The sequence below is a fragment of the Larkinella punicea genome (genome assembly GCF_003334855.1).
In the GTDB taxonomy this organism is placed as follows: domain Bacteria; phylum Bacteroidota; class Bacteroidia; order Cytophagales; family Spirosomataceae; genus Larkinella; species Larkinella punicea.
Genome location: NZ_QOWE01000023.1, coordinates 36641 through 60539, shown reverse-complemented (window position 1 = coordinate 60539; position 23899 = coordinate 36641). Strand labels below are relative to the sequence as shown.

The following is a 23899-nucleotide window of genomic DNA, read 5'->3' as shown; positions in this document are numbered from 1 at the left end:
GATTTATGAAAAAGAAGGGTATTTGACTGTTGTGGGAGAAATTATTTATCCTCACCAATACCTTATTTATTCGCGACTTGAGCCGCTCGTAAAGCCGTATTCCGTACGCCCAAAGCCAGTTCCAGAAAATCGTTGAAATTGGTCTCCGGTGTGGTGTTGGTTTTGATGAAATTAGCGACCATCAGCACCGTCGTCTTCGTAACCGGGTTGTAACGCAGCGTCGATATGTAACTTAGGTGGGCACCATCATGGCCAAAACCCATGCCGTCGTTGAAGGTCAGCCCCAGGCCATACACTCCATGTGATGCGTCGGCGATTTCCATTTCTTCCATCAGGGCTATGCTTTGGGGCGTTAGACCCGCTTTGCCCGTTAGCAGTAATTCGATCCATCTGGTGATGTCATCCGGCGATGACACCATATCGCCCTCCGTTACATTCATCGACATGTTATCTTCCGGCGTATCGATCGGACTTTGGCCGGGCACAAGGAGGTAGGAATTAACAAATGGATCTTTCATCCGTGTGTCGGTTCCTTGCCACACATTATAGGTATTGGTCAACTGCAAGGGTTCCAGAAATCGCGTCCGAATAAAATCACTGTACGACACCCCCGAGGCCTTTTCAATAATTTTGCCCAGCAGATTATAGCCTGTATTGGAGTATTGGAACGTGGTGCCCGGAGCGAAGTTGGACAACTGGTTCTGAGCGACCACCCCAACCAATTCGTCGAAGGTGAAGGTATGGGTTTCCTGGTTGAGGTCGTCCCGAATATAATCAATGTACCGTTTGCCTGCGTAGGGTTGACTGACCGTAGTGGGAATGTCCTGATTGGTTATGTCGAATACGCCCGCCCGGTGCTGGAGCAATTGCTTAATCGTGATCTGGTTCTTATTCGGTATGTCGTAGGCGGGGGTAACAGGCAGGTAATCCGGGATATAATCGGTAATGGTCAGCTTCCCTTCCTGCTGAAGGAGCAGAATGGCTGCCGAGGTAAATATTTTGGATAAGCTGGCAATTCGGTAATGGGTATTTCCCTGAACACCCGGCTCAATGTTCGTGGAAACCAGCGTCGATCCGGACGGATTGTTGACCTGGAGAAAAAAACCGCCTTTGTTTTTCTCCAGGTCCCATTTTTCGTTAAAATGCTGGTAGAGACTATCGGTCAGTTGCTGAAGTTGGGCACGGGCCGGATCAGGTTGCAGATGATCTTTAAAACAGGACTGAAGCGTTGTAACGCCCAGAACAAGGATGGTAACCAGGGTAAACAGTGACGTGCGTTTCATGGTAACGTGCGTTGAGGAAAATGACTAAAAACCGTTCTTCAATAAGCGGGAGCTACACGCAATTCCTAGGGCCTGCCCGGATAGCCTAAGGCCTTTCGACCTCCATATGCCGCATCGTATATCGCGTAGAAACACTTGATAAATGTGTTTTCCGGGCCATTTGTAAGGTTTCTATTGTCAACCAGATTGATAAAGGCCACGACCGATACATCCGTAGCGGGGTCATACATGGCAAGCGACAGTGTCCCACAACGCTCCCCGTTATGACCATACCCCAGATTCTGCGTGAAGAAGCATCCCAGAGCATACTGGTTCCCGCTTTTCGGGTTACTATCGGTTTGCATGAGCTGCACGGTTTCGGGGGTCAATACGTTCTCGCCTTTCATCAGCGACCGCACGAACGCATTGAGTGAGACTGGCGTGCTGTAGCCATTACCCTCCGCTACCTGGGCACTCATGTTATAGTCACCGAATATAATTGTTTGTCCTCCGGGTGTCCGCTCATTGCCCCCCAGAAAGGGAACCGGCATCTTGGTATCCGTGGCCAGAACCGGAAACCGAATAGCCAAAGGGACCTTCGTGCCTGGCCCTACAATATGATCCAGTAGGTAATCCTGGTAGGTTTTGGCGCTGCCACTTTTCACCGAATAGACCTGGGCAATGATGGAGCCGAGAATGGAATAGCCGGTATTGCTATAATGATAACCAGTCGTTGGAGCAAAATAGGATAACTGGTGTTTGGAGAGTTGAAGCACCATTTCTTCGGTAGAGAATTGATGATTCGGATCGGCATTTTGAACAAACGCCGTATAGGATAATCCATTGAAGCCGGGAACCGAATCATTATCAACATCATAAACCCCGGCAGCGTGTTGCAGCAGTTGCTCAATTGTAATTTCATTTTTATACGGAAAATCCCACGCTGGCGTATTGGGTACATAGGGAATGGCGGTGCCGGGAATATTGTCCGTGATCTTCGCCTTAAAGTCCAGCCATCCATCCTGGTACATCTTCAGAATAGCGGTAGACGTAAAGGTTTTTGTATTGCTGGCAAAGCGGAAGTTGGCATCTTCGGTGATCGGAAAATAACCCGCTGGCACTGAAGAGGCAAAGATTTTTTCGGTAGGCGTCTGGATATACAGGTTCAGTGAGGGGACCGAATCGCCCAGCGATTTTTGCAGAGCGACGCGAACACTATCAACCGCTTTCTGCACCCGGCTCTGGCTACCAGAACCAAGCGGGCGATGGTCCTGAATTAGCGACGAACAGTTCACCAAAAGTACGCAGCTAATTGAAATCAGACTCAGGCGTACTATACCTCTTGAGATATATGAATTATTTAACATATTTGTTGTGATAAAAGGAAGATATTCGTTGAATGAGTTTAGGCTTACATCTGATAATTATTTACACTTTCGCTTTTGCCCCTAAATCCCCTAAAGGCCAGGCGGCCGGAGCCGGACTTATAGCATCCAGATTAAGCTGTGTCCAAGTCCCCTTTAGGGCAGGGCTGTTAAGTTCTGGAAATCAGGAGCGTTAAAGTTGGCAATTTCGAGCCGCTTTTCGCCCCCAACCCCCTAAAGGGGGCTTCGAAATCCGGATGTTTTCGCCCCCTTTAGGGGGTTGGGGGCGAAAAGCGGAAGAACGTAACAGCCCTGCCCTTTAGGGGATTTAGGGGCAAAAGCGAAAGTCCTAGAGTTGAAACAACTGACAAACAGATTCCCGGAATGTAGTGCGGATCAGCACTCATTCTAGGCGTCAACGTTTTATTAACAGGGGAAAATCTCCTCCGGTGAGATCAGCATGATCTGCTGCAGGATCAAAACCAAAGCTTTTATCGCCTGATGTAAATCCTTTTGTCTTAAGTAGATCTTTTCTCAGTTCGTGGTAGCCAAACCAATCAGGTTGTTCCTTGTGAAATTGTTTAAATACGTAATCGCGCGTGAACAAACCATCCGGATTTATAATGTGCTCCGGTGTGTCGTCCTTAAATAGTTCTTTTGCAGCCTCAGACGATAATTCGCGACCATCGAACTCAAAATAAAAATACCGGTAATAGAAAAGGTTTCCGAACCAATCATACCAGCCCCGTAAATAAGTTGATTTATACCTGCCGTCGCTGTAATGTACATCGCGTGCGTATTGAGTAGGCGAATCATAGGATTCATTACTCCTGGACCATAAAGCACTATAGGTCATCTTACCCGCTTTCATGATCATCACATTCCAGATATATTTTCTGAATCTGTCGTATGCAGCGGTCCGTAGAGCTGTGTATTCGTCACCCTGCTTAACGGTTGGGAATTGTGAGGTAGCCAAATCGCGCAGGCTGTAGGTTTTGCCATTCAATTCAACATCCTTCCCAAACCCTTCCCGCAAGTTCTTGTAATCGTCCGTTTCGTCTGCCAGTTTAAGCAGCGTATTCGAGATTGCGATTTGCATTTGGAGGTGTCCAAGCTTAAATTCTGCAAATTCGGCATCTAAATTTGCTGGTTTATCGCCAGTGGTCCATTTCTTAATAATATCACTCACAATGGCAATTGCGGGCCCCGCCCCAGGGATTTCACCTGCCGCTACTTCTAAGATGCCGGTAGCTATTTCAGTTAGGATGTCGATGATAAAGTCTTTCCATTCCGTGGGCTTTTCGCCTGATTTTAAAATCGCTAATACATATTGTTCATAATTACCCGTGTAGAGGTAGACATCCTCTACCCATGCATTCATATGAAGTAAATTTTGTGCCGCGCTATACAGCTCAAAATTTGTCAACGGTGCCTCTTCCGGGTCCCCCGCTCCCACCCCCGGAGGTATCTTATGATCACTACAACTGGCAAGAAACGCAGGCAGCACAGCGGCACTGGTAGCCGTCATGGCAGCATCCCGTAGCCAGTTTCTTCTACTTAGTTTGTTGGGTGTGTTGAGTAATTTCATGGTCAATTAGTTCATAGGAATAGACATCAATCTATACCACGGCAAAACTAAGCCGCCAGGCCACCAGGAAACGATAAGAAATGATCCATTTCCCATAAGGATTGGTCCAATGGAGGCCGATAAACCGGGATGATGAGCGGAGAGGCTGATTAATCAGCCTTGATTGACAAATTCACTGGGACTCATCTGATAGAGCTCCCGGAAACATTTACTGAAGTAGGCAGGGCTCTCAAAACCTACCTGATAGGCCGTTTCACTGACAGAAACGCCTGTGCGCAGCAGATGAGCCGCCTGTTTGAGCCGGTAATTGCGCAGCAGTTCATGGGCTGTCAGACCCGCCAGGGCTTTCACCTTACGGAACAGGTTGGTGCGGCTCATGCCCAGTTCATTCATGATCTGTTCGAGGCCAAACCCGGAATCACCCAGGTTTGCTTCAAACAAGGCATACAAGCGCGTCAGAAAGGGATCGGCAGGTTCGGCGGGTGTTGCGGTGGAAGCGGGACCTGGATTGTTCAGGCTGGCTTGTACCCACTCCCGCTGGCGCTGTTTGCTGACCAGTTGATTCCGTACCCTGAGTTGAAGTTCCGTTAACTGAAAAGGCTTGGTCAGGTAATCATCAGCTCCTAATGATAGCCCTGCCAGCCGATTCTCGACCGACGATTTGGCCGTCAGCAGAATGATGGGAATATGACTGGTGCGCAGGTCGGTTTTTAACTGACTGCAAAGCGTAAAACCGTCCATCAGGGGCATCATCACATCCGAGATGATCAGATCAGGTACGTGTTCCAGCGCCTGTTCCAGCCCATCGCGTCCGTTGACAGCCCGCCGAATGCGATAGTTTTGGGGCAGGCTTTCGGCAATAAACCGGGCCAGTTCATCATTATCTTCCACAACCAGCAAGCGGGGTTCATCGGATTCATCCGTATCCGTCCAGGCATCCGTGCCGGCTTCCCGGTTCCAGCGAAAAATTCCGTCCGGTGCCGCTTCCGACGCATCAACAGGTCGGTACGGCAACTCAACCACAAACGTAGTACCCTGGCCTGGCTCGCTCTCAACGGAAATTTGGCCGCCCTGCAGTTGGACCAGTTCCTGAACCAGCGCCAAACCGATACCCGTACCTGGTGTCGCATTGGTATCACCGACCTGATAGAATCGGTCGAAAATATGGGGAAGGTGTTGAGCCGAAATGCCAACGCCGGTGTCGGCAACGGTTAGCCGGATACGTCCCGAAACATCCGTCAACGACACGGTAATCGTGCCAGCTTTCGTAAATTTCAGTGCGTTGGCCGTCAGATTATAGACAATACGTTCCAGCTTTTCGGCATCGAACCAGTAGTCACCGGTTACCTCGGAGGTAAACAGTAGACGGATCCCTTGAGTTAGTGCCTGGTCAGTTAAGGGGTTCAGCCAGTGACTGATAAATTCGGTAAGATTCCCTCTGGACTCGTGAATGGGCATGACGCTGGCTTCCAGTTTGGATAAATCCAGCAGTTGATTGATTAAGCCCAGCAGTTGATGGGCATTCTGTTCAATCGTTTGCAGACGTCTCTGGTTTTTAGGGTCCGGATTCTCACTCGCCATCTGTTCGGTCGGGGCCAGAATCAGCGTTAGGGGTGTACGAAACTCGTGGGTGATATTGGTAAAGAAGTTTGTCTTGATCGTATCGACGGCCCGGAGCTGATCGGCTTCCTGCTGGCGGAGCCGAATCGTCTGGTTTAGCCGGATCCGATTTAGATAAATCTGAAGCAAACCCCAGGCAATGCCCAAACCCAGTAAGCTATAGAGAATAATGGCCCACCAGCTAGCCCAGAAAGGTGGCTGGATGGTTAGGGCCAGTTTGCGCACATGACGGCTCCATCGACCCGATGTGTTAGACGCATTCACCACCAGCGTATAATCCCCCGGTGGCAGGTTGGTATAAATGGCTTCAGGCCGGACCGTTTCCGTCCAGGTCTCTTCCAGCCCTTCCAATCGGTAGCGATACCGGTTTTTGGCCGGCCGATTGAATTGCAGGGCAGCAAACCTCACGGTCAGATAGTTCTGATTGTAGTGTAAGGTAAGTTGATCGGTAGCCTGAATGGGCAGTATGCCCAATACGGATCGGTTGGCGGACGTAGCGGAGTCCGTGCCGTCAGCATACGGAATCTCCGGCTGAATGATTTGCTTATCGACTTGTAGTTCGGTCAGTTCAACAGCGGGTTCAAACGCATCCTGACCGATCCGTTGGGGAGAAAAAAAGGTGAACCCTTCCAGACCGCCCAGCAGAATTTTCCCGTCAGCGGTCCCACGCTTGGGGAACAGAACGTAGTGATACCGGTTAAATTCGTCGGCCATGATGCCGTCATCGTGCGTAAAAGTCTGCGTGGTAAATGTCCGGCGATTCATCCGGCATAACCCTTTGTTGGTGCCGATCCATACATACCCGTATGGGTCAGGGATTGCGGAGTAAATCACATTATTGGGCAAGCCATCAGCCTGGGCAAACCGGCGGAATCGACCCGTTCGTTTATCGAACAGACACAGACCATTCCCAAAGGTACCAATCCACAGCCGGTTGGAGTCGGCGGGATCGGCCGATAGACAGTATAAGATGTTGCTGCTCAGCGAGCCCTGATCTTTGGGGTGGTTGACAAACTGCTGTCTCTGGCCGGTTCTACGATCGATACGCCATAATCCTCCCGCCTGACTAGCCAGCCAGAGAGCCTGATTATCTGCCACAAATTCCATAATGGCATTTCCGGGTTGGTACGGAATCGGGAACGGGAAACGGGTCCAGAGTCCTGTCTGCTCATCGAACCAAAAGGCATCAGAGCCGTAGACCGCCCAAATGCGGCCCTGGGAATCCGTAGCCATTGGACAGGGAACATCACCGGATTTGTTTCTGACGGTTCGGGTTGGCAGCGGAAAATACGCCGTCTTGTTGGTTTTACCGTCCAGCCGGTACATCGTCAACGTACCCACGTTAAACCAGAATCGGCCCGTGGCATCGAAAGTCGAGCGAAAATTGTAGCTGCTTAAGCCACTCAGGGTGGCTTGGGCTGACCGGGAAACCGGCGGCAAATCCAGTGACAGTGAATCGTTGGCGAGCAGATCCTGATAAAAGCCCCGATGATACCGGCGCTTCCGGAAGGGGTTGGGTTGCAAGTCGTAGGTGCGGATACCAGCCCCGGCGGTGCCGACCCATAAGACATTGGTTCGATCGATGAGTAAACTACTGCACCCTTCGTTATGCTGATTCCAGCGGGTAGCAATCTGGACGCCCTCCTGTTCGGTGAACCGAAACAGAATATTATTCTGGTCGAAATAGACGGTACCCGTTCGGTCGATAGCCACTTTATGACCTAACCATTCGTCACCCTGGGCTGGCAGCCGATAGGAGCGCAACTGTCCCGTTCCGGGTTTTAACAGGGTTAGGTAGTGCTGAGAGAACAGGATGAGTTCTCCGGTCGGCCGGAGGCATACGCGGGTTAAAAAGTCTTCCGGCAGCGACTGCGGATTGCCCGGCTGGTGTCGCAGGTGCTTAAACCGGAGGGTGGCTTCCTCAAATTGATCAAGTCCCTTCGTCGTGGCCAGCCAGATTCTCCCATCTGCCCCTTCCGCTACATTGTACACGCTATCGGCGCTGATGGACGCGACTTGCTGAGGTTGGTGACGAAACCAGGTGCCCTGTTTTTTATTGATATCCCAACAAACAACACCGTAACCAATAACCGTCAGCCACAGTCGATCCTGTCGGTCGATGTACAAACCATAATACGTAGTGCCGGGTTTTACCAGTCGGCGAAAAGCATCCAGCCGGGAAAAGTTGGTGAACGTTTCGGTCCGTGGATCGAACACATCAATTTCTCCCCGCTCGGAAGCGATCCAGATACGTCCGTGCTTGTCCAGTTCAATTTGGTTCAGTCCGGCAAAGGAAAGAGAAGGGCGCCCATCGGGGTCGGGCTGGAAGACTTTGAATCGGTATCCATCGTATCGACAGAGACCGTCACGGGTAGCCGCCCAGATGAAGCCTTGTTTATCCTGAAGGATAGCGGGTACAAAGGCCTGCGGTAGTCCCTGCCGGTCGGTAATGAGTTCAGGTTGAGGAAAATGAACCGGCTGCGCCCTTAGGCAGCCAGTTGAGGCCAGCAGGCTCATCAAACAGACCAGAACGCGTATGATAGACGGTATGTACGTATTCATACCAGAATGAGGTGCTCAGTCCACTTCGTTTACGGGGAAGTGTTGTTTACAGGCATCGCCCGTTTATTGACTGATTGATTAAGAAAAGTTCACGGCAAAGCTAACCTCTTTCTATTAAAATCGACCTTTCGACCTCAAATGAGTTCGATCTACCAATACGATTTAGTCCCACGGTTCTGACTCATCACCCTGACGCTGATTATCATTTTTTATAAAATAACTCGCCAATACGCTGAAGATCAAACGCAGCACCATCCTGTGAATTCGCCAAAAAGGCGATAACCAGGTTATCGTCCGGATAAATCAGTAAGTGCGAACTGCTGCTGAACGAATCGCCTTCATTTGAGTTGGCAATCCCAATATTGGCGTAGGGGATCGGTGCTTTTGTGCTTCTGTTTATAATTTTTCCTTCGATCAGGAGTTGCCCAAAACGGGTAGAAGACAGCAGCAAAAGACAAAAAAAGAGATTCTTTTTCATGCACACGAGTCTCTACGGGGTATCATGGCACCATAAGCGGTTCTTTATAACGCCACCTCGTCTAATTTCATGGTTTTCGGCCACAAAAACAACCCGCCGGAATGACGCCCCGGCACCCTGATCGCTTGCCTAACTTCTCCGCTCTGCGTACTTTGCACCTCGTTTTGTATCTGAACCTTGCGTACCCCATGTATCTCCTTGGATTTGATGTCGGCAGTTCGTCCGTAAAAGCCTGTTTGCTCGAAGTTGAAACCGGTGCGGTGGTGGCCTCCGCTTTTTTCCCCGAATCGGAAATGCCCATTGACGCACCCCTGCCGGGCTATGCCGAACAAAATCCCGATGCGTGGTGGAAAAATGCCTGTCTGGCTTCCAAAACCGTGTTGTCGAAAACCGGCGTGAAACCGGAAGACGTCAAAGCCATCGGCATTTCGTACCAGATGCACGGTCTGGTGATCGTCGACAAGGACCTGAACGTGCTGCGTCCGTCGATCATCTGGTGCGACAGCCGGGCGGTTTCCTACGGTGAAAAAGCCTTCGAAACCGTGGGTCGCACGAAAAGTCTGCAACACCTGCTCAATTCACCGGGCAACTTTACGGCCGCTAAACTGGCGTGGGTGAAGGAAAATGAACCGGCGATTTATAACAAAATTCATAAATTCATGCTGCCCGGCGATTACTTAGCCGCCCGCATGACCGGCGAAATCGTTACCACGCCCTCCGGCTTGTCGGAAGGCATTCTCTGGGATTTTCAGAACGAACAACCGGCAGATTTTCTGCTGGATTATTTCGGATTCGACCCCTCGCTCATTGCCAACATCAAGCCGACGTTTTCCGTCCAGGGCGAACTGACGTCGAAAGCCGCCAGCGATCTGGGCCTGGCCATCGGAACGCCCGTAACCTACCGCGCGGGCGACCAGCCCAACAATGCGTTTTCGCTCAACGTACTGGAACCCAACGAAATTGCCGCCACCGCCGGAACCTCGGGCGTTGTCTACGGCGTCAGCGATCAGGCCAAATACGACCCACAATCCCGCGTCAACACCTTCCTGCACGTTAGCCACACACCAGAAGCCCCGCGCTACGGCGTTCTGCTCTGCATCAACGGAACCGGTATTCTGAATAGCTGGCTGCGAAATCATTTGCTGCGCGGCACGGTCGGTTACGCCGAAATGAACGATTTGGCCGCCCACGCACCCGTCGGTTCCGACGGTTTGCTGTGTCTGCCTTTTGGCAACGGGGCCGAACGCGTGCTGGAAAACCGCGATTTAGGCGCTTCATTCCACGGTTTGCAACTGACGCGCCACAGCCTTCCCCACTGGATTCGGGCTGCGCAGGAAGGCATCGTTTTTTCGTTTTATTACGGCATTCAGGTCATGGAGCAAGTGGGTGTTGGTCTGAAAACCATTCGCGCCGGAGAAGCCAATATGTTCCTCAGTCCGCTTTTCCGCGATACGCTCGCCAATCTGACCGGTGCCGAAATTCAGCTTTTCAATACCGACGGCGCACAGGGAGCCGCCCGAGGGGCCGGATTGGGACTCGGTATTTACAAAAACCGCCAGGAAGCCTTCACCGGTTTGAAAATAGTCCGAACCATCGAGCCCGACATGCGGGCGCAGGAAGCCTACCGCGATGCTTACGAAAAATGGCGGAACGTGCTGGTGGGCTGATCATAATTTGAATCTACGCTCAGAAAACCACATTCGGCTCCCGAACCACCAGCTCGGGCTCCAGGATTATGTTCTGCAAATCCGTCGGGGCAATCTTCCCGTTGATCACCTTCAGCAGAATTTCAGCCGCCATAAACCCAATCTGGTAAGGATGTTGTTCGACCGACGCCAGGGGCGGATGTTCCAGGTACATATTAAGCGGCAGATTGGCAAAACTGACAAATGAAATATCCTGATTGACGACCAGGCCGTAGCTCCGGCACACCTGCATGGCGTCCAGCGCCACGTAATCGTTGAACGTCAAGACCGCATCCGGCCGGGTGGGCGATGACAAAAGCTGATTCATTTTCAGGACGGTTTCCGGCGTCGTCAGGTCACTGCGCTTGATCAGGGCATTTTCGACAGGCAGCCCTTCCTCCACCAACGCGGTGATGTACCCCCGATAGCGCTCCTCACTGGCTACCAGGGTGTGGGGGCCGTTCAGCAGCGCAATGCGTCGATGACCGCGCCGGGCCAGCCATTTGGTGGCTTCATACGCGCCTTTCTCCATATTACACTCGACCCGATGGGCCGCAATGTGGGGCGGAATGCGGTCGAACAACACCAGCGGAATCTGGCGATCCAGTAATTCCTGAATGTGGTGGGTCTGCTGCGTTTCTTTGGCAACCGACAGCAACACGCCATCGACCCGATTAGAAGCTAACACCGTTAGAATCTGCTTCTCGCGGTCGAACCGGTCGTGCGATTGGTAAAGCGCCACCGTCACCTGGTGTTCAAACGCCAGTTCTTCCACGCCATTGATCACTTCCGAGAAAAAATTCTCCCGAATTTCCGGCAACACCATCCCGATCACGCCCGTTCGGCCCCGTTGGAGATTGCGGGCCGTCGTGCTGGGCAGGTATTTCAACTGATCGGCGAGGGCATGAACGGCGTCGCGGGTGTGCGCGCTGATGCGGGGGTGGTTTTGCAAAGCCCTGGACACAGTGGATGGCGACACATGCAATTGCCGGGCAATTTCCTTAATCGTAATAACATCCTTCATCGCGCGTCCTGTTCAGCCTTACAATTTACTCTTATTCCTAAAAAACGCAAAATTTCCTTCGGTTTTGCACAAACGTTTGCACAGGTCTGAACAAACGTTTGCGCAGGCCAAAACCGTCAGAATCAACGCCCTGAAGCACCGGTTTCGATTGATCGGTTGTCGGTTTTTCTCCAATTTCAGCATGGAATTGAACCCAAACCGTCAACATAAAGCATATTCCAACTCAGCTAACTCCCCCCTATGCCTGTTTCTTCCCGCCGAAATTTTCTGCGTACGGCCGCCCTCAGCACCGCTGCTGCGCCCTTTATTCCTTCGCTGTTTGAACCGGCCGCGGCCGCTTCGAAACCGTCGGCTTTGTCAAAGGTTCGTCTCGCTTTTATCGGGGTCGGTTCGCGGGGTCGCAGCCACGTCCACCAGGCCCTGTTTCGCGATGATGTGGTGATTACGGCCATCTGCGATCCGGACCCGGAAGCCATCAGCCGCACCAACGCCATGATCGAAAAAAGCGGCAAGAAAGTGCCGGTTGCTTTCACGAAAGGCGGTGAGGATTTTGTGAACATGCTCAAGCGCGACGACATCGACGGTGTCGTAATTGCCACTCCCTGGGAATGGCACGTTCCGATGGCCGTTGCCACCATGAAAGCCGGAAAATATGCCGGGGTTGAAGTATCGGCAACGGTAACGCTCAAGGAATCCTGGGATCTGGTCAATACGTTCGAAAAAACCGGGTCGCATTGCATGATTCTGGAAAACGTCTGCTACCGGCGCGATGTGCTGGCGGTTTTGAACATGATCCGTCAGGGCATGTTCGGCGAAATGCTGTACGCCCACTGCGGGTACCAGCACGACCTGCGAAACGTCAAGTTTAATGGCGGCATGGGCAAAGAAGGGGTCGAATTTGGAGACAAAGGCTATTCCGAAGCCCGCTGGCGGACCCAGCACTCTGTTGATCGCAACGGCGACTTGTACCCAACACACGGTTTGGGGCCGGTTGCCCACTGGCTGGACATCAACCGGGGCAACCGGTTTTTGTCCCTGACCTCAACCGCCACCAAAGCCCGCAGCCTGCACAAATATGTGGTCGATAAAGGTGGCCCCGATCATCCCAACGCCAAAGTCAATTTCAAGCTGGGCGATGTAGTTACCACCGTGGTCAATTGCGCGAATGGTGAAAACATCATCATCATGCACGACACGAACTCACCCCGGCCTTATTCGCTCGGCTTCCGGGCGCAGGGAACGCAGGGCATCTGGATGGACGACGGCAAAACGATTTACCTGGAAGGAACCAGCCCGAAACCGCACCAGTGGGAACCGTTCGCGGCCTATCAGGATAAATACGACCACCCGCTCTGGAAACAACACGGCAAAACGGCCCAGAGTGGCGGCCACGGCGGTATCGACTTTTTCGTGATGCGCGCCTTCATCGAATCCATCAAAGCCCAAACCGCCCCACCGATCGACGTCTATGATGCCGCCGTCTGGAGTGCCATCAGTCCTTTATCCGAACAATCCATTGCGCAGGGCAGCAAACCCATCGAAATCCCGGATTTCACGCGGGGAAAATGGAAGACGAACCGCCCCATTTTCGGTCTGAACGAAATTTATTGATCTGATTTGCTCAACTACCCTACCTGGTCATGCTTACCGGGTCAGAACCGTCTGGTTTTGACCCGGTAAGCATGACCAGGCTACCCTCCCCTTGCCTTTACCGAATGCCCTAAGCCCTTTGCCTTCTGCTTCTTAATACTCCACTTTATCAATCTTCCAACCCATGAAACAGCTTTCCGTAAGTTTACTCCTGTGGCTATCCATAACCGTTTGCGGTTATGCGCAGTCAAGCCTGCGGGGCACCATCCGCGACGATGCCGGGCAACCGCTGCCCGGCGCGACCATCATCGTTCGCGGCACCACGCAGGGCACCACCACCGACGACAAAGGCGCCTTTACCGTCCGCACGACGCCAGCCGACGTGCTGGAAATCAGTTCGATTGGCTATCAGGGAACCGCCGTAACGGTCGGAAACCGCACGACAGTCGAGATTACTCTCAAAAAAGCCGACACCATGCTCGACGAGGTGGTCGTGATGGGCTATACCACCACCAACCAGCGCAACCTGACGGGTTCGGCGCAGGTGGTGACCGCCAAAGAGTTGAAAGATGTAACGGCCAACAGCGTCGGTCAGATGTTACAGGGCAAAGCCGCCGGGGTTTTTGTCGGCAACAGTTCCGGCGACCCCCGCAGCACACCCAAAGTGCTCGTTCGGGGTGTTGGAACGCTCACGGCCAGTTCCAATCCGCTTTATGTGGTTGATGGTGTGATTGGCGGTATTCCCAACCCCAGCGACATTGAATCGATCACCGTGTTGAAAGATGCCTCGGCAACGGCCTTGTACGGCGCACGGGCTTCCAACGGCGTTATCGTGATCACCACCCGACGGGGTGCTTCCGGCAAAACCCGCCTGACCGCCCGGTTGAACCAGGGCGTCGGCACGCTGAGCCTGGGTAATTTCGGATTGCTGGACGGTCCGCAACTGTATGATTTGCAGAAACGGGTGTTTCAGCGCGACCGGCCAACGGGTGTTCTCAATGATTATTTGCCCACACCCGAAGCCAACGCCAATACCAACTGGTTCGATCAGGCTTTCCGGACGGCCAGCAACACGCTCGCGGAACTGAGTGCGTCGGGCGGCAGTGACAAAACCAAGTTCTTCATGAGTGGAAACTACTACAAGGAACAGGGCATTTTGCAGGGAACCGGCCTCGACCGGTTTGGCGCACGGCTGAACTTCAGCCACAACATCAGCGACAAATTCCGGGTGAACGTCAACGGAGCCGGGTTATCGACGCGTGGGTACGACAACAGCAACGGCGGTCTTTACGCGGCTTATACCTATTTGCCGTACGACGATCCGTACTACAACGGCCAACCCTACAACCCCGTAACGGGCGCGAAAAAATGGTATGGCCGCGATAACGCCAACTTCATTTACAATCGCCAGTTTAATACGTTCAAGGAAAACACGCTGTCGGGCGACTTGTTGTTCAAAGCCGAATACGACGTATTGCCCTGGCTGACGCTGACGACCACCAACCGCGCCCAAACCAGCTATTACGGCAGCCAGAGCAGTCAGGACATGCGCGGCCCCAGCGCGCTGGATGTGCAGGGACGGCTGTCCAGAACCAACACCCGTGACTATACTTTGCTGACTTCGAACCTGTTGCGCTTCCGGCATAGTTTCAACGGCGGGCATACACTGGACGGTTTGGCGGGTTACGAATACCAGACCTACTACTACGAGTCGCTGGCGGCAACCGGAAAAGGCATTTTCTCCGGCCTGAGCATTCTGGATGCAACCTCGCAACCCGAAACCATCGGCGGAACCAAAACCGACAATGCGTTCTCCTCGTATCTGTTTCAGGCCAACTACGGCTACCAGGATAAATACCTCGTTACAACCTCGTTCCGCCGGGACGGTTCGTCCAAGTTCGGTCGGGATAAAAAATACGGCAACTTCTACGCGGTTGGCCTGACCTGGAATGCCTCCAACGAAGCCTTTCTGCGCAGCAATCCGTTGCTGACCAACCTCAAATTCCGGCTCAGCTACGGAACCACCGGCAACGCCGACGGCATCAACGATTATGCGTCGCAGGGTTTATACAACCTGACGGGCCAGTACGCCGGAATTCCGTCGGCCTATCCGACCCGCATCGAAAACCCGAACCTGTCGTGGGAAGTGTCGAACAATACCAACTTCGGGATTGACGCCAGTTTGTGGAACCGCCTTTCGCTCACCGTTGATCTCTACAACCGCCTGACCAACAACCTTTTGTTCAACCGCCCGCTCCAGGCCACCAGCGGTTACACGTTCATTACGGAAAACGTGGGCGCTGTTCGCAACAAAGGTCTTGAAGTGGTGCTATCGGCCGACATTTTGCAGAAAACCGCCCTGAAATGGCGGATGGACATCAATGCCGGGATGAACCGAAACGAGGTGACGGCTCTTTATGGCGACCGCGTGCTAGTCGCCAACGGCCAGCGTCCTTATGCGCTCAATCAGCCGCTTAATAGCTGGTATATGCGCCGGTGGATGGGCGTCGATCCGCAAACCGGTGGGCCACTCTGGGAAAAAGTAGGTACCGACGGTACCAGCACCACGACCAATAACTACAACGACGCGACCATCCAGTTTATCGGCAACAACGCGAACCCCAAACTGTTCGGCGGTTTTCGGCAGGTGCTGAGCTGGAAAGGGTTGGAACTGAACGCTTTCTTTACCTACAGCACCGGTTCTATCCTCTACAACGGCGACCGGAACCTGTTCGACAACGACGGTGCCTACGACCGCTACAACCTCATGGCCTTGCAGGATGGCTGGAGCCGCTGGGAACAACCCGGCGACATTGCCACGCATCCGAAGTACGTTATCGGTGGCAACAACAACGCCCAACGCCCGTCGTCACGGTTTCTGGAAAACGGCAATTACCTCCGTCTGCGGAACATCAGCCTGACCTACGATTTGCCAACGGCGTTGGTCAGCAAAGCCAAACTGGACGGCGTTCGGTTGTCGGTTTCGGCGGATAATGTGTTCACGATCACGAAGTTTTCGGGTATTGACCCGGACGTAACCGAGACGGGCGAAGTGGGTACGAAATACCCGTTCAGCCGGAAATTGGTTTTTGGTCTCCAGTTTAACTTTTAATCATCAACACCCATGAACTTCTCTCTTTCGCGCTTTTTGTTGCTGGGCTGTGTGGTGGTAACCACCTCCTGTGAAATTGATACAACCCCGTACAACGGTTTATCTGAGTCGGCCATTCTGCAAGGGGCGCAGGGCCTGCGGGCGGCTACCGACGGAAATTACACCTTCCTGAAAGAATCCGACTACACCCGTAACCTGTTCATTATGAACGAATATCCGGGTGATAACCTGACCCTCAGCGGCACCACTACCGATGCGCTTTTTCTGACGTATACCTACCGGCACACCTCCGATCAGGCCAACGCGCTCCAGATTTACCGCAAAGCCTATCAGGTTATTGTCGGCGCCAACAAAGTGATTGCGGCCGTTCAGGAAGGAACATCGAAAGAAATGGATCAGATTCTGGGCGAGAACATCTTTCTGCGCGCCATGGTCCATTTCGAGCTGGTCCGGCTTTTCGGACGGCCGTATGCCCAAAGTCCGGAAACGAATCTGGGCGTGATCATCAAAACCGACACGAAAGCAGACGACAATGCCGCCCGGGCGACGGTGAAAGAGGTCTATGCGTTTGTCGTCAGCGAGTTGCAGAAAGCCGCCAAACTGATGACGGTGACGCGCACCAGCAGTTATGCCACGGCTGCGGCCGCCAACGCGCTGCTTTCGCGGGTGTATCTGTACATGAACGACAACGCCAACGCCATCCAATACGCCGATCTGGTGATTGCAGAAAACCGCTTTACGCTGGCGACACCGACGCAGGTTCCCGATTTTTACACGGTGGAAAACGAGCAGAACAAGGAAGTTATTCTGGCGATCAAACACACGCTGAAAGACGACCGTGCCTGGAGTTCACTGGGTTCGATGCTCTACACCTCACCGGGTGGCGTCGGCTGGGGCGAGGTTTACGCGTCGCAGGACTATCAGGATCTGGTGAATAAAAATGCGAACGACAAACGGCGGACGTTTCTGGTTCGGAAACTGACCGCGCAGGGAGCGCAGGAAAAGCGGAACGGCATCGACAAAGTATACGTCACGAAGTTTTCCAACCAGGGCGGTATTGCGACGCTCAGCTCACCGATTTTGCTGCGGCTTTCGGAAGTATACCTGAACCGGGCCGAAGCCTACGCCAAAACCGGGGCCACGGACAAAGCCATCGCGGATGTCAATTTGATTCGGCAACGGGCGGGGCTGACCGGCACCGAACTGTATTCAGCAACCGATCTGAAAGGATTGCCGACGGTTTTGGACGTCGTGTTGCAGGAACGTCGGCTCGAACTGGCGTTTGAGGGCCACCGGGCGTATGACCTCTACCGCAATGGCCGCAGCCTGGTTCGGAATTATCCCGGTTATCACAACACTACAACCGGCCAGCAAACCGTTCCGGCGACCGACAAACAAGTGGTTCACCTGATTCCGGAAGCAGAAATTATCTTAAATTCCAACCTGAAACAGAACCCCTTGTAGTGACTTTCGAATGACTATCCTGAATCCGATCCTTTTTTTAGTGAGTACCTGGTTATTCGCGCTGACCGGCGATTCGCACGATGCGAATCGCTTGTCGGTGCCCCTCGGCGGCAACGCCTGGGTAACGAAACCGTCTCATTCTCCCGAAAAAATCACCAACGACGGCCTGACCGGCTGGAGCCATCCGGAAAGTGTCGTTTCCACCTACATCCGGTTCGACCGCGCCGGAACGCTGAAACTGTCGGCCATGATGAACGTTCCGGAAGGCCAAAGCAGGATCCGGGTGAGTGTATTGGGGAAATCCGTCGAATTTTCGGCCAGCGGCAACGCGGACAAGGACTATTACGTCGGCGAATGGGCCGTTCAAAAACCGGGCTACGTCAAGATTGACCTACAGGGAGTGACCAAATCCGGCCCGGCGTTCGGGCTGCTTCGTGAACTCGGTATCAGTGGAGATTTAGTCGATGACAAGACGGTTTTTGTCCGCAACAACCAGGGCAATTATTTCCATTGGGGTCGGCGCGGGCCGTCGGTTCACCTGAAATATGCCGCACCGGAGCATTCTGATTCGGAGTGGTTTTACAACGAAATTACGGTTCCTGAAGGCAGCGACGTGCTGGGTTCCTACTTCATGGCGAACGGTTTTGCGGAGGGCTATTTTGGGATGCAGGTCAATTCGCCGACCGAACGGCGGGTGCTGTTCTCGGTCTGGAGTCCGTTCAAAACCGACAATCCGAAAGACATTCCGGACGATCAGAAAATCCTGCTGGAGAAAAAAGGTGAGGGTGTAACGACCAATGATTTCGGCAACGAAGGGTCCGGTGGCCAGAGTTACCTGCGCTACAACTGGAAAGCGGGCCGGACCTACCGGTTTTTGCTCCGGGGCCGACCAACGGAAAACGGGTACACCACCTATACGGCCTATTTCTCCGATGCTGAGGACAAAGACTGGCAGTTGATCGCCAGTTTCAAACGCCCGAAGACGACGACGTACCTCAAATCGCCCCACTCTTTTCTGGAGAATTTCATGCCGAATACGGGTAATACGTCGCGGCAGGTGGCTTTTGGAAACCAGTGGGTTCGGAGCAAAGAAGGCGTCTGGCAGGAATTGGTAAGCGCCAAATTTACCGGCGACGCCACCGCCCGGGCCGGTTTTCGGCAGGATTATGCGGGCGGTTTATCGCAAAAAAATCAATTCTTTCTCAGGAATTGCGGTTTTTTCGACGAAAATGTCCCGCTTAATACCGACTTTATGCGGAAACCGCTCAAAAAAGCACCACCCATTGATTTTTCCCGATTACCCTAATTTGTGATTGTTTGATTATGTCCTTTCCGCTGTCTATATCCACGCCGGGCCGCATCTGTTTATTCGGAGAACACCAGGATTATCTGGGTCTGCCCGTTATTGCCGCTGCCATTTCCCAACGCATCCGGATTACCGCCGAACCCATCACCAAGTCGGAGGTTCGGCTGTTTCTGCCCGACATCGACGCCGAAGAACGGTTTTCGTTGGCAACCCTTCCGCTGACGTACCGGCAAGACCGGGATTATTTTCGTAGCGCGGTCAACATTCTGTTGCGGGAAGGTTTCCGGTTTTCGACCGGAATTCAGGGAGAAATCCGGGGGGAGATTCCCATCAATGCGGGCACATCCAGTTCTTCGGCCCTGCTGATCACCTGGTTAGCGATTCTCACCCAATTTGCCGACAACCCGAAAACGCTGTCGCCCGAAAAGCTGGCGGAACTCGCTTATGCCGCCGAAGTGCTGGAATTTGGCGAACCCGGTGGCATGATGGACCACTACGCCACGGCGGTTGGCGGGGTGATTTACCTGGAATCCGTTCCGAAAATCCATCTGGAATCGTTTCAGCCCCAACTCTGTGCGTTTGTGCTGGGCGATTCGCGCCAGCCGAAAGACACCATAGGCGTGCTGAAACACGTCAAATTCGGGATGCTTCGGGCGATGGAAAAAATAAAACAGTATGACCCGGCCTTTTTGCTCACGACTTACCCGCTGGAAACTGCCGATGAATACCGGTCGATCCTGACGCCCGACGAAATGGCGTTGCTGAAAGGAAATCTCTCCGACCGCGACGTCTTGCGGGAAGCCCTGGCGATGCTCCAAAGCGGAACCGTCGATCACCAGCGGCTGGGTGCTTTGCTCACCATTCACCAGAACAGTCTGCGGGATGCCAAGCGCGTTTCGACCCAGAAAATCGACCGGATGATCGACGAAGCCCTCAAAGCGGGTGCCTACGGCGGAAAAATCAACGGTTCGGGGGGCGGTGGCTGCATGTTTGCCTATGCACCCGAAAAACCGGAAGCCGTGGCCGAAGCCATCGAGCGGGCGGGCGGCAAGGCGTACATCATCCGGGTCGATCAGGGGGTTTCGGTTCTGCCGCAACCACTGCCGGTTGAAGATTAAGCCTGACACATTGAGCGTTGTTCCGATGCCGTTAGGCATCTGATGTTTGTAGGAACCGCTACAATTGCTTCCAGCCGCCTGCCGTAGGTAGGCAACGGTTGCCTACCTACGGCAGGCGGCCCCTAATCTGGCTATTAATAGCTATAAACATTCTGTCTCTACGAGACGATCCACAATGTATAATTATTTAACCCATCAATACCCTATAAAAAATATAGATTTAGTTTGGAATACAAAAAACCGTGTTTTACTTTTGTATCGTTATCTCAATGACTACTTCTGGTAACTAGTAGTTGCCGGTGCGCCGGTTCGAGATTTATACAGAAAGGGGGAGAGACAGGCTCGATGAACCCTTAGCAACTTTCCGAACGATCCGTGGAATCAGTGCTAACCTGCCTAAAAAAATTAGGAACTATAAATTAACAACCATCATGAAAAATCAACCAACGAAGCATCGTTGTGACCCCGATCAGGACTGGCATCTCTGTCCGATCCGGTAAGTCACACACCACACAAATGAATAGCCAACGACTCTAATCGTTGGCTATTCGCATTTTTAGCCTTATTTTATTCAATAGGCCAGTAAACGGCCACAGGCAATGGTACCCAACCATAACAGGATGGAACCCAAGGCGGCCGCTTTGGCCGCTACCGGCGTTTGACCAGCCTGCCAGCCCGTTGGGGATCGAAAGGTCATTCGGTGGAAAACCGCCACGTTGATACCAGCGACCAGTAACAGCGCCATTTTCAACCAGAAGGTCGGGTCTTTTCCCAGCGCTTCGGCATTGGTGCTGAACAGCAGTAAACCAGACGGAATCACCAGAATCAGCCCCCTCCGCGACCAGGGCAGTACGTGCGTGGCCAGATCGGCAACCGGTATTTTTTTTGAAAAGCCCAACAGCCGGAAATCAAACAGAAAGGCTCCGCCGACCACCAGGACAATCCCAATGATGTGCACAATTTCCAGCGCCGGATATAGCCAAAGTGACTGACGGATAGCAACGGCCAGCACACTGTTTTCAATGCCTTGCAGCCACTCGACGGGAATGCCCAGCCTCATTTACGCAGTTCGTATTTCTGCCCGTCGATGAAGATCCGCTCCGCCCGCATTTCGTTTTTGACGGTTTTGTGCGGATAACCCACCACCCGCAGCGAACCGCCTTTTTTCAGCATGGCCGCACTAACGCCCCGTTCATTCATCCGGCTCGTAGGGGCCAGATAGACCAGCCACGTTTTGTCCTTGTCTTTCACTTTGGCCGTGGCATGTGGATTTTCATACTTCGATTCCTCGATGGTGCCGGTATAATCCAGCACTTTGGTCTGGTCATAATCACCCCAGCCGTGGTGGAGGGGCGCAAAGGCGGTTCCCAGAAACAGGAGCAGCGCAAACGAGCAATTTTTCAGTAAGGTCATGGGAGTTTGGAGTTATGTTGGAATATAGATGAAAGAGTAAAGAGAAGTGAGACAGCAGGGCAAAACGCGCGTTTGTTGCGTCTTTACTCTCTTGTCTCACCTCTTACTTCTAAGTTAATCGGCAAATCCCGAATCCGCTTGCCGCAGGCGCGATAAATGGCGTTGGTCAGGGCGGCCGCCGTGGGGCCCTGGGCGGCTTCGCCCGCACCCAGCGGTTTTTCGGTTGGTCGATCAATGATTACGACTTCGACTTCCGGGATGTCACTAAACCGGAAGATCGGATACGAACGCCAGTCGCGGCTGCTGACGTGCTCACGTCCAAAGGTAACCTGCTCTTTCAGCGTCCAACTGGCCGACTGAATCATGCCGCCTTCGGTCTGGTTTTTCAGGCCGTCGGGGTTGATCACTTCACCGGCGTCGATCACCGACCACATTTTCCGAACCTGAACGGTACAGGTTTTTGTATCAACGAAAACCCGGGCGGCAACGGCGCAGTAGGTCGCCACATTTTTATAACGGGAAAACGCAAATCCGATTCCCTCATTGGCGGCCATTTTTTCGGAGCGCGTCAATTCCTGAAGTTTTTTGACAACGGCCATTGCCCGTTCGTCGTCCAGATGCGCCAGGCGGAATTCCAGCGGATCTTTCCCGGCTTTTTCGGCCAGTTCGTCCATAAACGACTCAATCGCGAACACATTGGCGTAGGCCCCCAGACTGCGCAAGGCCGAAACCCGCAGCGGTCCTTCAAAAAAATGGGCGTCGACTTTTAGGTTCGGAATGGTGTAATACGGCTCCGAATTGCGATAACCGCCCCCACTATACCCGCCCGAAGGCGCAGAAAACGGTTTTTCAATCGACCGGGCTACCAGCAGATTCCCCGGCTCACCGCCCGGTCGGGTGCTGTGGGAGTCGGTCCAGAGGTCATATCGCCAGTGGGTTATTTTTCCGGAGCGATCCAGCCGGGCTTCGGCTTCCATTCTCATGGCGCTGCCATACGGTTCCCAGCCGTGTTCGTCGTCGCGCGACCATTGCAGCCGAACGTGTTTACCCGGATACGCCATCGCCAGCAAAGCCGCATCAGCCGCGACATCGTCCGCGCCGTTGTGACCGTAGCAACCCGAACCGGGAACGCCCACGACATGAATCGCGTCCGTTTCCAGCCCCAACATCTCTTTAAGTGCCTCCCGAAGCGGATAAACGCCCTGACTGTGCGTCCAGATGTGCAGCTTGTTTTCCTGATAGAGCGCCACCGCGCAGGACGGGCCTATCGAACCGTGCATGTGATACGGTTTGAAATAACTCGCTTTCAACAAACTTCCCTCCTGCTGTTGTATCGTTTTGAGATCACCGGATTCTTTTACCGTTCGGGTTTTAGCCGGTATTTTTTTGATGTACTCGGCTAGCTTTTTTTCGTCCGGCAACGGTTTGGCGGTTTCCCAGCGAGCCTGTTCGCGGGCAAACAACTGGGACTGAACCGCTTCGTATTCTTCGGTTGCCAGAATGCCCAAAAAATTGCCGTTGATGACGGTTTTCAAGACACCCGGTACGGTTTTCTTCAAAGCGGCTACATCAAAAGAGCGAAGTTTGGCACCCTGCGCCAGTGGTCGGACCACCCGCGCGTGCACCATGCCCGGAAACCGCAAATCCTGGACATAAACCGGCTCTCCACGCGCCATTCGCTCAATATCGGTTCGGGGAATGGGTTTGCCCACCCAGCGGTAGTCGGATTTGGGTTTGAGCGCAACCGGCAACCGAACGTCGTCTTCCAGTTGCTTTCCATTCAGCAATTGGGCAAACGTGAACTGCTCTGCGCCGGTTTTCTGCTGCACCTTCCCGTTGGCTACGTTGAGCTGATCGGCCGGTTTATCCCACCGGTTGGCGGCCAGTTCCAGTAGTTTTTGTCGGGCGGCTGCGGCTGCGTACCGCACGGCCATCGCGCTGTTTTCAATCGAACCGCTCCCGGCAGTGTAGCCTTCGTGGGGTGTACGCCCGGTTTCGGCCAGATGAACCTCGACCTTGTTCAAATCCATGTCCAGTTCCTCGGCGGCCACCTGCGCAATGGCGGTGCGAATGCCCTGTCCCAGTTCCAGTTTGCCGGTAAAAATCCGAATCCGGCCGTCGTCCAGCACCTCCAGCCAGGCGTTGATCTGGGGCTGTTGTCGCAGGCTCCCCGGCAGAGAATCCTGCCAGGGTGGTTTTTCAGAAGCCGACAACGGCTGACAGGAAAACGAAAACCCGATGGTCAGGCAACCGGCGGTTTTCAGGAAATTTCGTCGGGATTGGGTGATCGAGTCCGCAGTTTCTTTCATTCCG

General features: G+C 53.3%; 15 protein-coding genes and 1 riboswitch. Of the genes, 6 read left to right on the top strand and 9 right to left on the bottom strand.

Annotated elements, in window-relative coordinates; all coding sequences use genetic code 11:
• Positions 1-62: 62 nt before the first annotated feature.
• The 5 genes from DUE52_RS24275 to DUE52_RS24255 form a co-directional block, all read right to left on the bottom strand.
• Positions 63-1283 (bottom strand): serine hydrolase domain-containing protein, encoded by a 1221-nt coding sequence (locus DUE52_RS24275; protein ID WP_114408667.1) that lies wholly within the window; start codon positions 1281-1283, stop codon positions 63-65.
• 65 nt (positions 1284-1348) lie between these two features.
• Positions 1349-2557, bottom strand: coding sequence for a serine hydrolase domain-containing protein (locus DUE52_RS24270; protein WP_229312293.1), 1209 nt, complete (start codon positions 2555-2557; stop codon positions 1349-1351).
• Positions 2558-3041: 484 nt separating this feature from the next.
• Positions 3042-4214: a hypothetical protein gene (locus tag DUE52_RS24265; RefSeq protein ID WP_133299937.1), complete on the bottom strand. Its 1173-nt coding sequence runs from the start codon at positions 4212-4214 to the stop codon at positions 3042-3044.
• Positions 4215-4367: 153 nt separating this feature from the next.
• Positions 4368-8396, bottom strand: coding sequence for a hybrid sensor histidine kinase/response regulator transcription factor (locus DUE52_RS24260; RefSeq protein WP_114408665.1), 4029 nt, complete (start codon positions 8394-8396; stop codon positions 4368-4370).
• Between the two features lie 202 nt (positions 8397-8598).
• Positions 8599-8874, bottom strand: coding sequence for a peptidase associated/transthyretin-like domain-containing protein (locus DUE52_RS24255; protein WP_114408664.1), 276 nt, complete (start codon positions 8872-8874; stop codon positions 8599-8601).
• A 188-nt stretch (positions 8875-9062) separates the two neighbouring features.
• Between DUE52_RS24255 and DUE52_RS24250 the strand changes: the two genes are divergently transcribed.
• A complete protein-coding gene (locus DUE52_RS24250; protein ID WP_114408663.1) occupies positions 9063-10541 on the top strand; it encodes a xylulokinase in 1479 nt (492 codons plus the stop codon).
• 19 nt (positions 10542-10560) lie between these two features.
• Here DUE52_RS24250 and DUE52_RS24245 read toward each other — a convergent pair whose 3' ends face one another.
• Positions 10561-11583 carry a LacI family DNA-binding transcriptional regulator gene (locus DUE52_RS24245; protein ID WP_114408662.1) on the bottom strand — a complete coding sequence of 341 codons (1023 nt, stop codon included), beginning with the start codon at positions 11581-11583 and terminating at the stop codon, positions 10561-10563.
• A gap of 240 nt (positions 11584-11823) precedes the next feature.
• Here DUE52_RS24245 and DUE52_RS24240 point away from each other — a divergent pair, with 240 nt between their 5' ends.
• From DUE52_RS24240 to DUE52_RS24220, 5 genes are all read left to right on the top strand, one after another.
• Positions 11824-13194: a Gfo/Idh/MocA family protein gene (locus tag DUE52_RS24240; protein ID WP_114408661.1), complete on the top strand. Its 1371-nt coding sequence runs from the start codon at positions 11824-11826 to the stop codon at positions 13192-13194.
• A gap of 163 nt (positions 13195-13357) precedes the next feature.
• Positions 13358-16285: a SusC/RagA family TonB-linked outer membrane protein gene (locus DUE52_RS24235; protein WP_114408660.1), complete on the top strand. Its 2928-nt coding sequence runs from the start codon at positions 13358-13360 to the stop codon at positions 16283-16285.
• A gap of 12 nt (positions 16286-16297) precedes the next feature.
• Positions 16298-17749, top strand: a complete 1452-nt coding sequence (locus DUE52_RS24230; RefSeq protein ID WP_114408659.1) for a RagB/SusD family nutrient uptake outer membrane protein — start codon at positions 16298-16300, stop codon at positions 17747-17749.
• A 40-nt stretch (positions 17750-17789) separates the two neighbouring features.
• The gene (locus DUE52_RS24225) at positions 17790-19055 is read left to right on the top strand and encodes a DUF3472 domain-containing protein (protein ID WP_229312290.1); all 1266 of its coding nucleotides are present in this window, start codon (positions 17790-17792) and stop codon (positions 19053-19055) included.
• Between the two features lie 17 nt (positions 19056-19072).
• Positions 19073-20173, top strand: coding sequence for a mevalonate kinase family protein (locus DUE52_RS24220; protein ID WP_114408657.1), 1101 nt, complete (start codon positions 19073-19075; stop codon positions 20171-20173).
• A gap of 313 nt (positions 20174-20486) precedes the next feature.
• Positions 20487-20594: riboswitch (SAM riboswitch) on the top strand.
• A gap of 150 nt (positions 20595-20744) precedes the next feature.
• On the opposite strand, the gene DUE52_RS24215 is transcribed toward DUE52_RS24220, so the two are convergent.
• The 3 genes from DUE52_RS24215 to DUE52_RS24205 all read right to left on the bottom strand — a co-directional run bounded on the left by DUE52_RS24215 (position 20745) and on the right by DUE52_RS24205 (position 23895).
• Positions 20745-21233, bottom strand: coding sequence for a DUF6644 family protein (locus DUE52_RS24215; RefSeq protein WP_114408656.1), 489 nt, complete (start codon positions 21231-21233; stop codon positions 20745-20747).
• Positions 21230-21586: a DUF6152 family protein gene (locus tag DUE52_RS24210; RefSeq protein WP_114408655.1), complete on the bottom strand. Its 357-nt coding sequence runs from the start codon at positions 21584-21586 to the stop codon at positions 21230-21232. Before DUE52_RS24210 ends, DUE52_RS24215 begins: the two co-directional genes overlap by 4 nt.
• Before the next feature lie 83 nt (positions 21587-21669).
• Positions 21670-23895 carry a xanthine dehydrogenase family protein molybdopterin-binding subunit gene (locus tag DUE52_RS24205; RefSeq protein WP_114408654.1) on the bottom strand — a complete coding sequence of 742 codons (2226 nt, stop codon included), beginning with the start codon at positions 23893-23895 and terminating at the stop codon, positions 21670-21672.
• Between the last annotated feature and the right edge of the window lie 4 nt (positions 23896-23899).

What these genes read in the sequence shown, in the direction of transcription:
- DUE52_RS24275 (WP_114408667.1), bottom strand. Translation starts at nt 1,283, where the DNA reads ATGAAACGCACGTCACTGTTTACCCTGGTTACCATCCTTGTTCTGGGC.
- DUE52_RS24265 (WP_133299937.1), bottom strand. Translation starts at nt 4,214, where the DNA reads ATGAAATTACTCAACACACCCAACAAACTAAGTAGAAGAAACTGGCTA.
- DUE52_RS24260 (WP_114408665.1), bottom strand. Translation starts at nt 8,396, where the DNA reads ATGAATACGTACATACCGTCTATCATACGCGTTCTGGTCTGTTTGATG.
- DUE52_RS24255 (WP_114408664.1), bottom strand. Translation starts at nt 8,874, where the DNA reads ATGAAAAAGAATCTCTTTTTTTGTCTTTTGCTGCTGTCTTCTACCCGT.
- DUE52_RS24250 (WP_114408663.1), top strand. Translation starts at nt 9,063, where the DNA reads ATGTATCTCCTTGGATTTGATGTCGGCAGTTCGTCCGTAAAAGCCTGT.
- DUE52_RS24245 (WP_114408662.1), bottom strand. Translation starts at nt 11,583, where the DNA reads ATGAAGGATGTTATTACGATTAAGGAAATTGCCCGGCAATTGCATGTG.
- DUE52_RS24240 (WP_114408661.1), top strand. Translation starts at nt 11,824, where the DNA reads ATGCCTGTTTCTTCCCGCCGAAATTTTCTGCGTACGGCCGCCCTCAGC.
- DUE52_RS24235 (WP_114408660.1), top strand. Translation starts at nt 13,358, where the DNA reads ATGAAACAGCTTTCCGTAAGTTTACTCCTGTGGCTATCCATAACCGTT.
- DUE52_RS24230 (WP_114408659.1), top strand. Translation starts at nt 16,298, where the DNA reads ATGAACTTCTCTCTTTCGCGCTTTTTGTTGCTGGGCTGTGTGGTGGTA.
- DUE52_RS24220 (WP_114408657.1), top strand. Translation starts at nt 19,073, where the DNA reads ATGTCCTTTCCGCTGTCTATATCCACGCCGGGCCGCATCTGTTTATTC.
- DUE52_RS24215 (WP_114408656.1), bottom strand. Translation starts at nt 21,233, where the DNA reads ATGAGGCTGGGCATTCCCGTCGAGTGGCTGCAAGGCATTGAAAACAGT.
- DUE52_RS24210 (WP_114408655.1), bottom strand. Translation starts at nt 21,586, where the DNA reads ATGACCTTACTGAAAAATTGCTCGTTTGCGCTGCTCCTGTTTCTGGGA.
- DUE52_RS24205 (WP_114408654.1), bottom strand. Translation starts at nt 23,895, where the DNA reads ATGAAAGAAACTGCGGACTCGATCACCCAATCCCGACGAAATTTCCTG.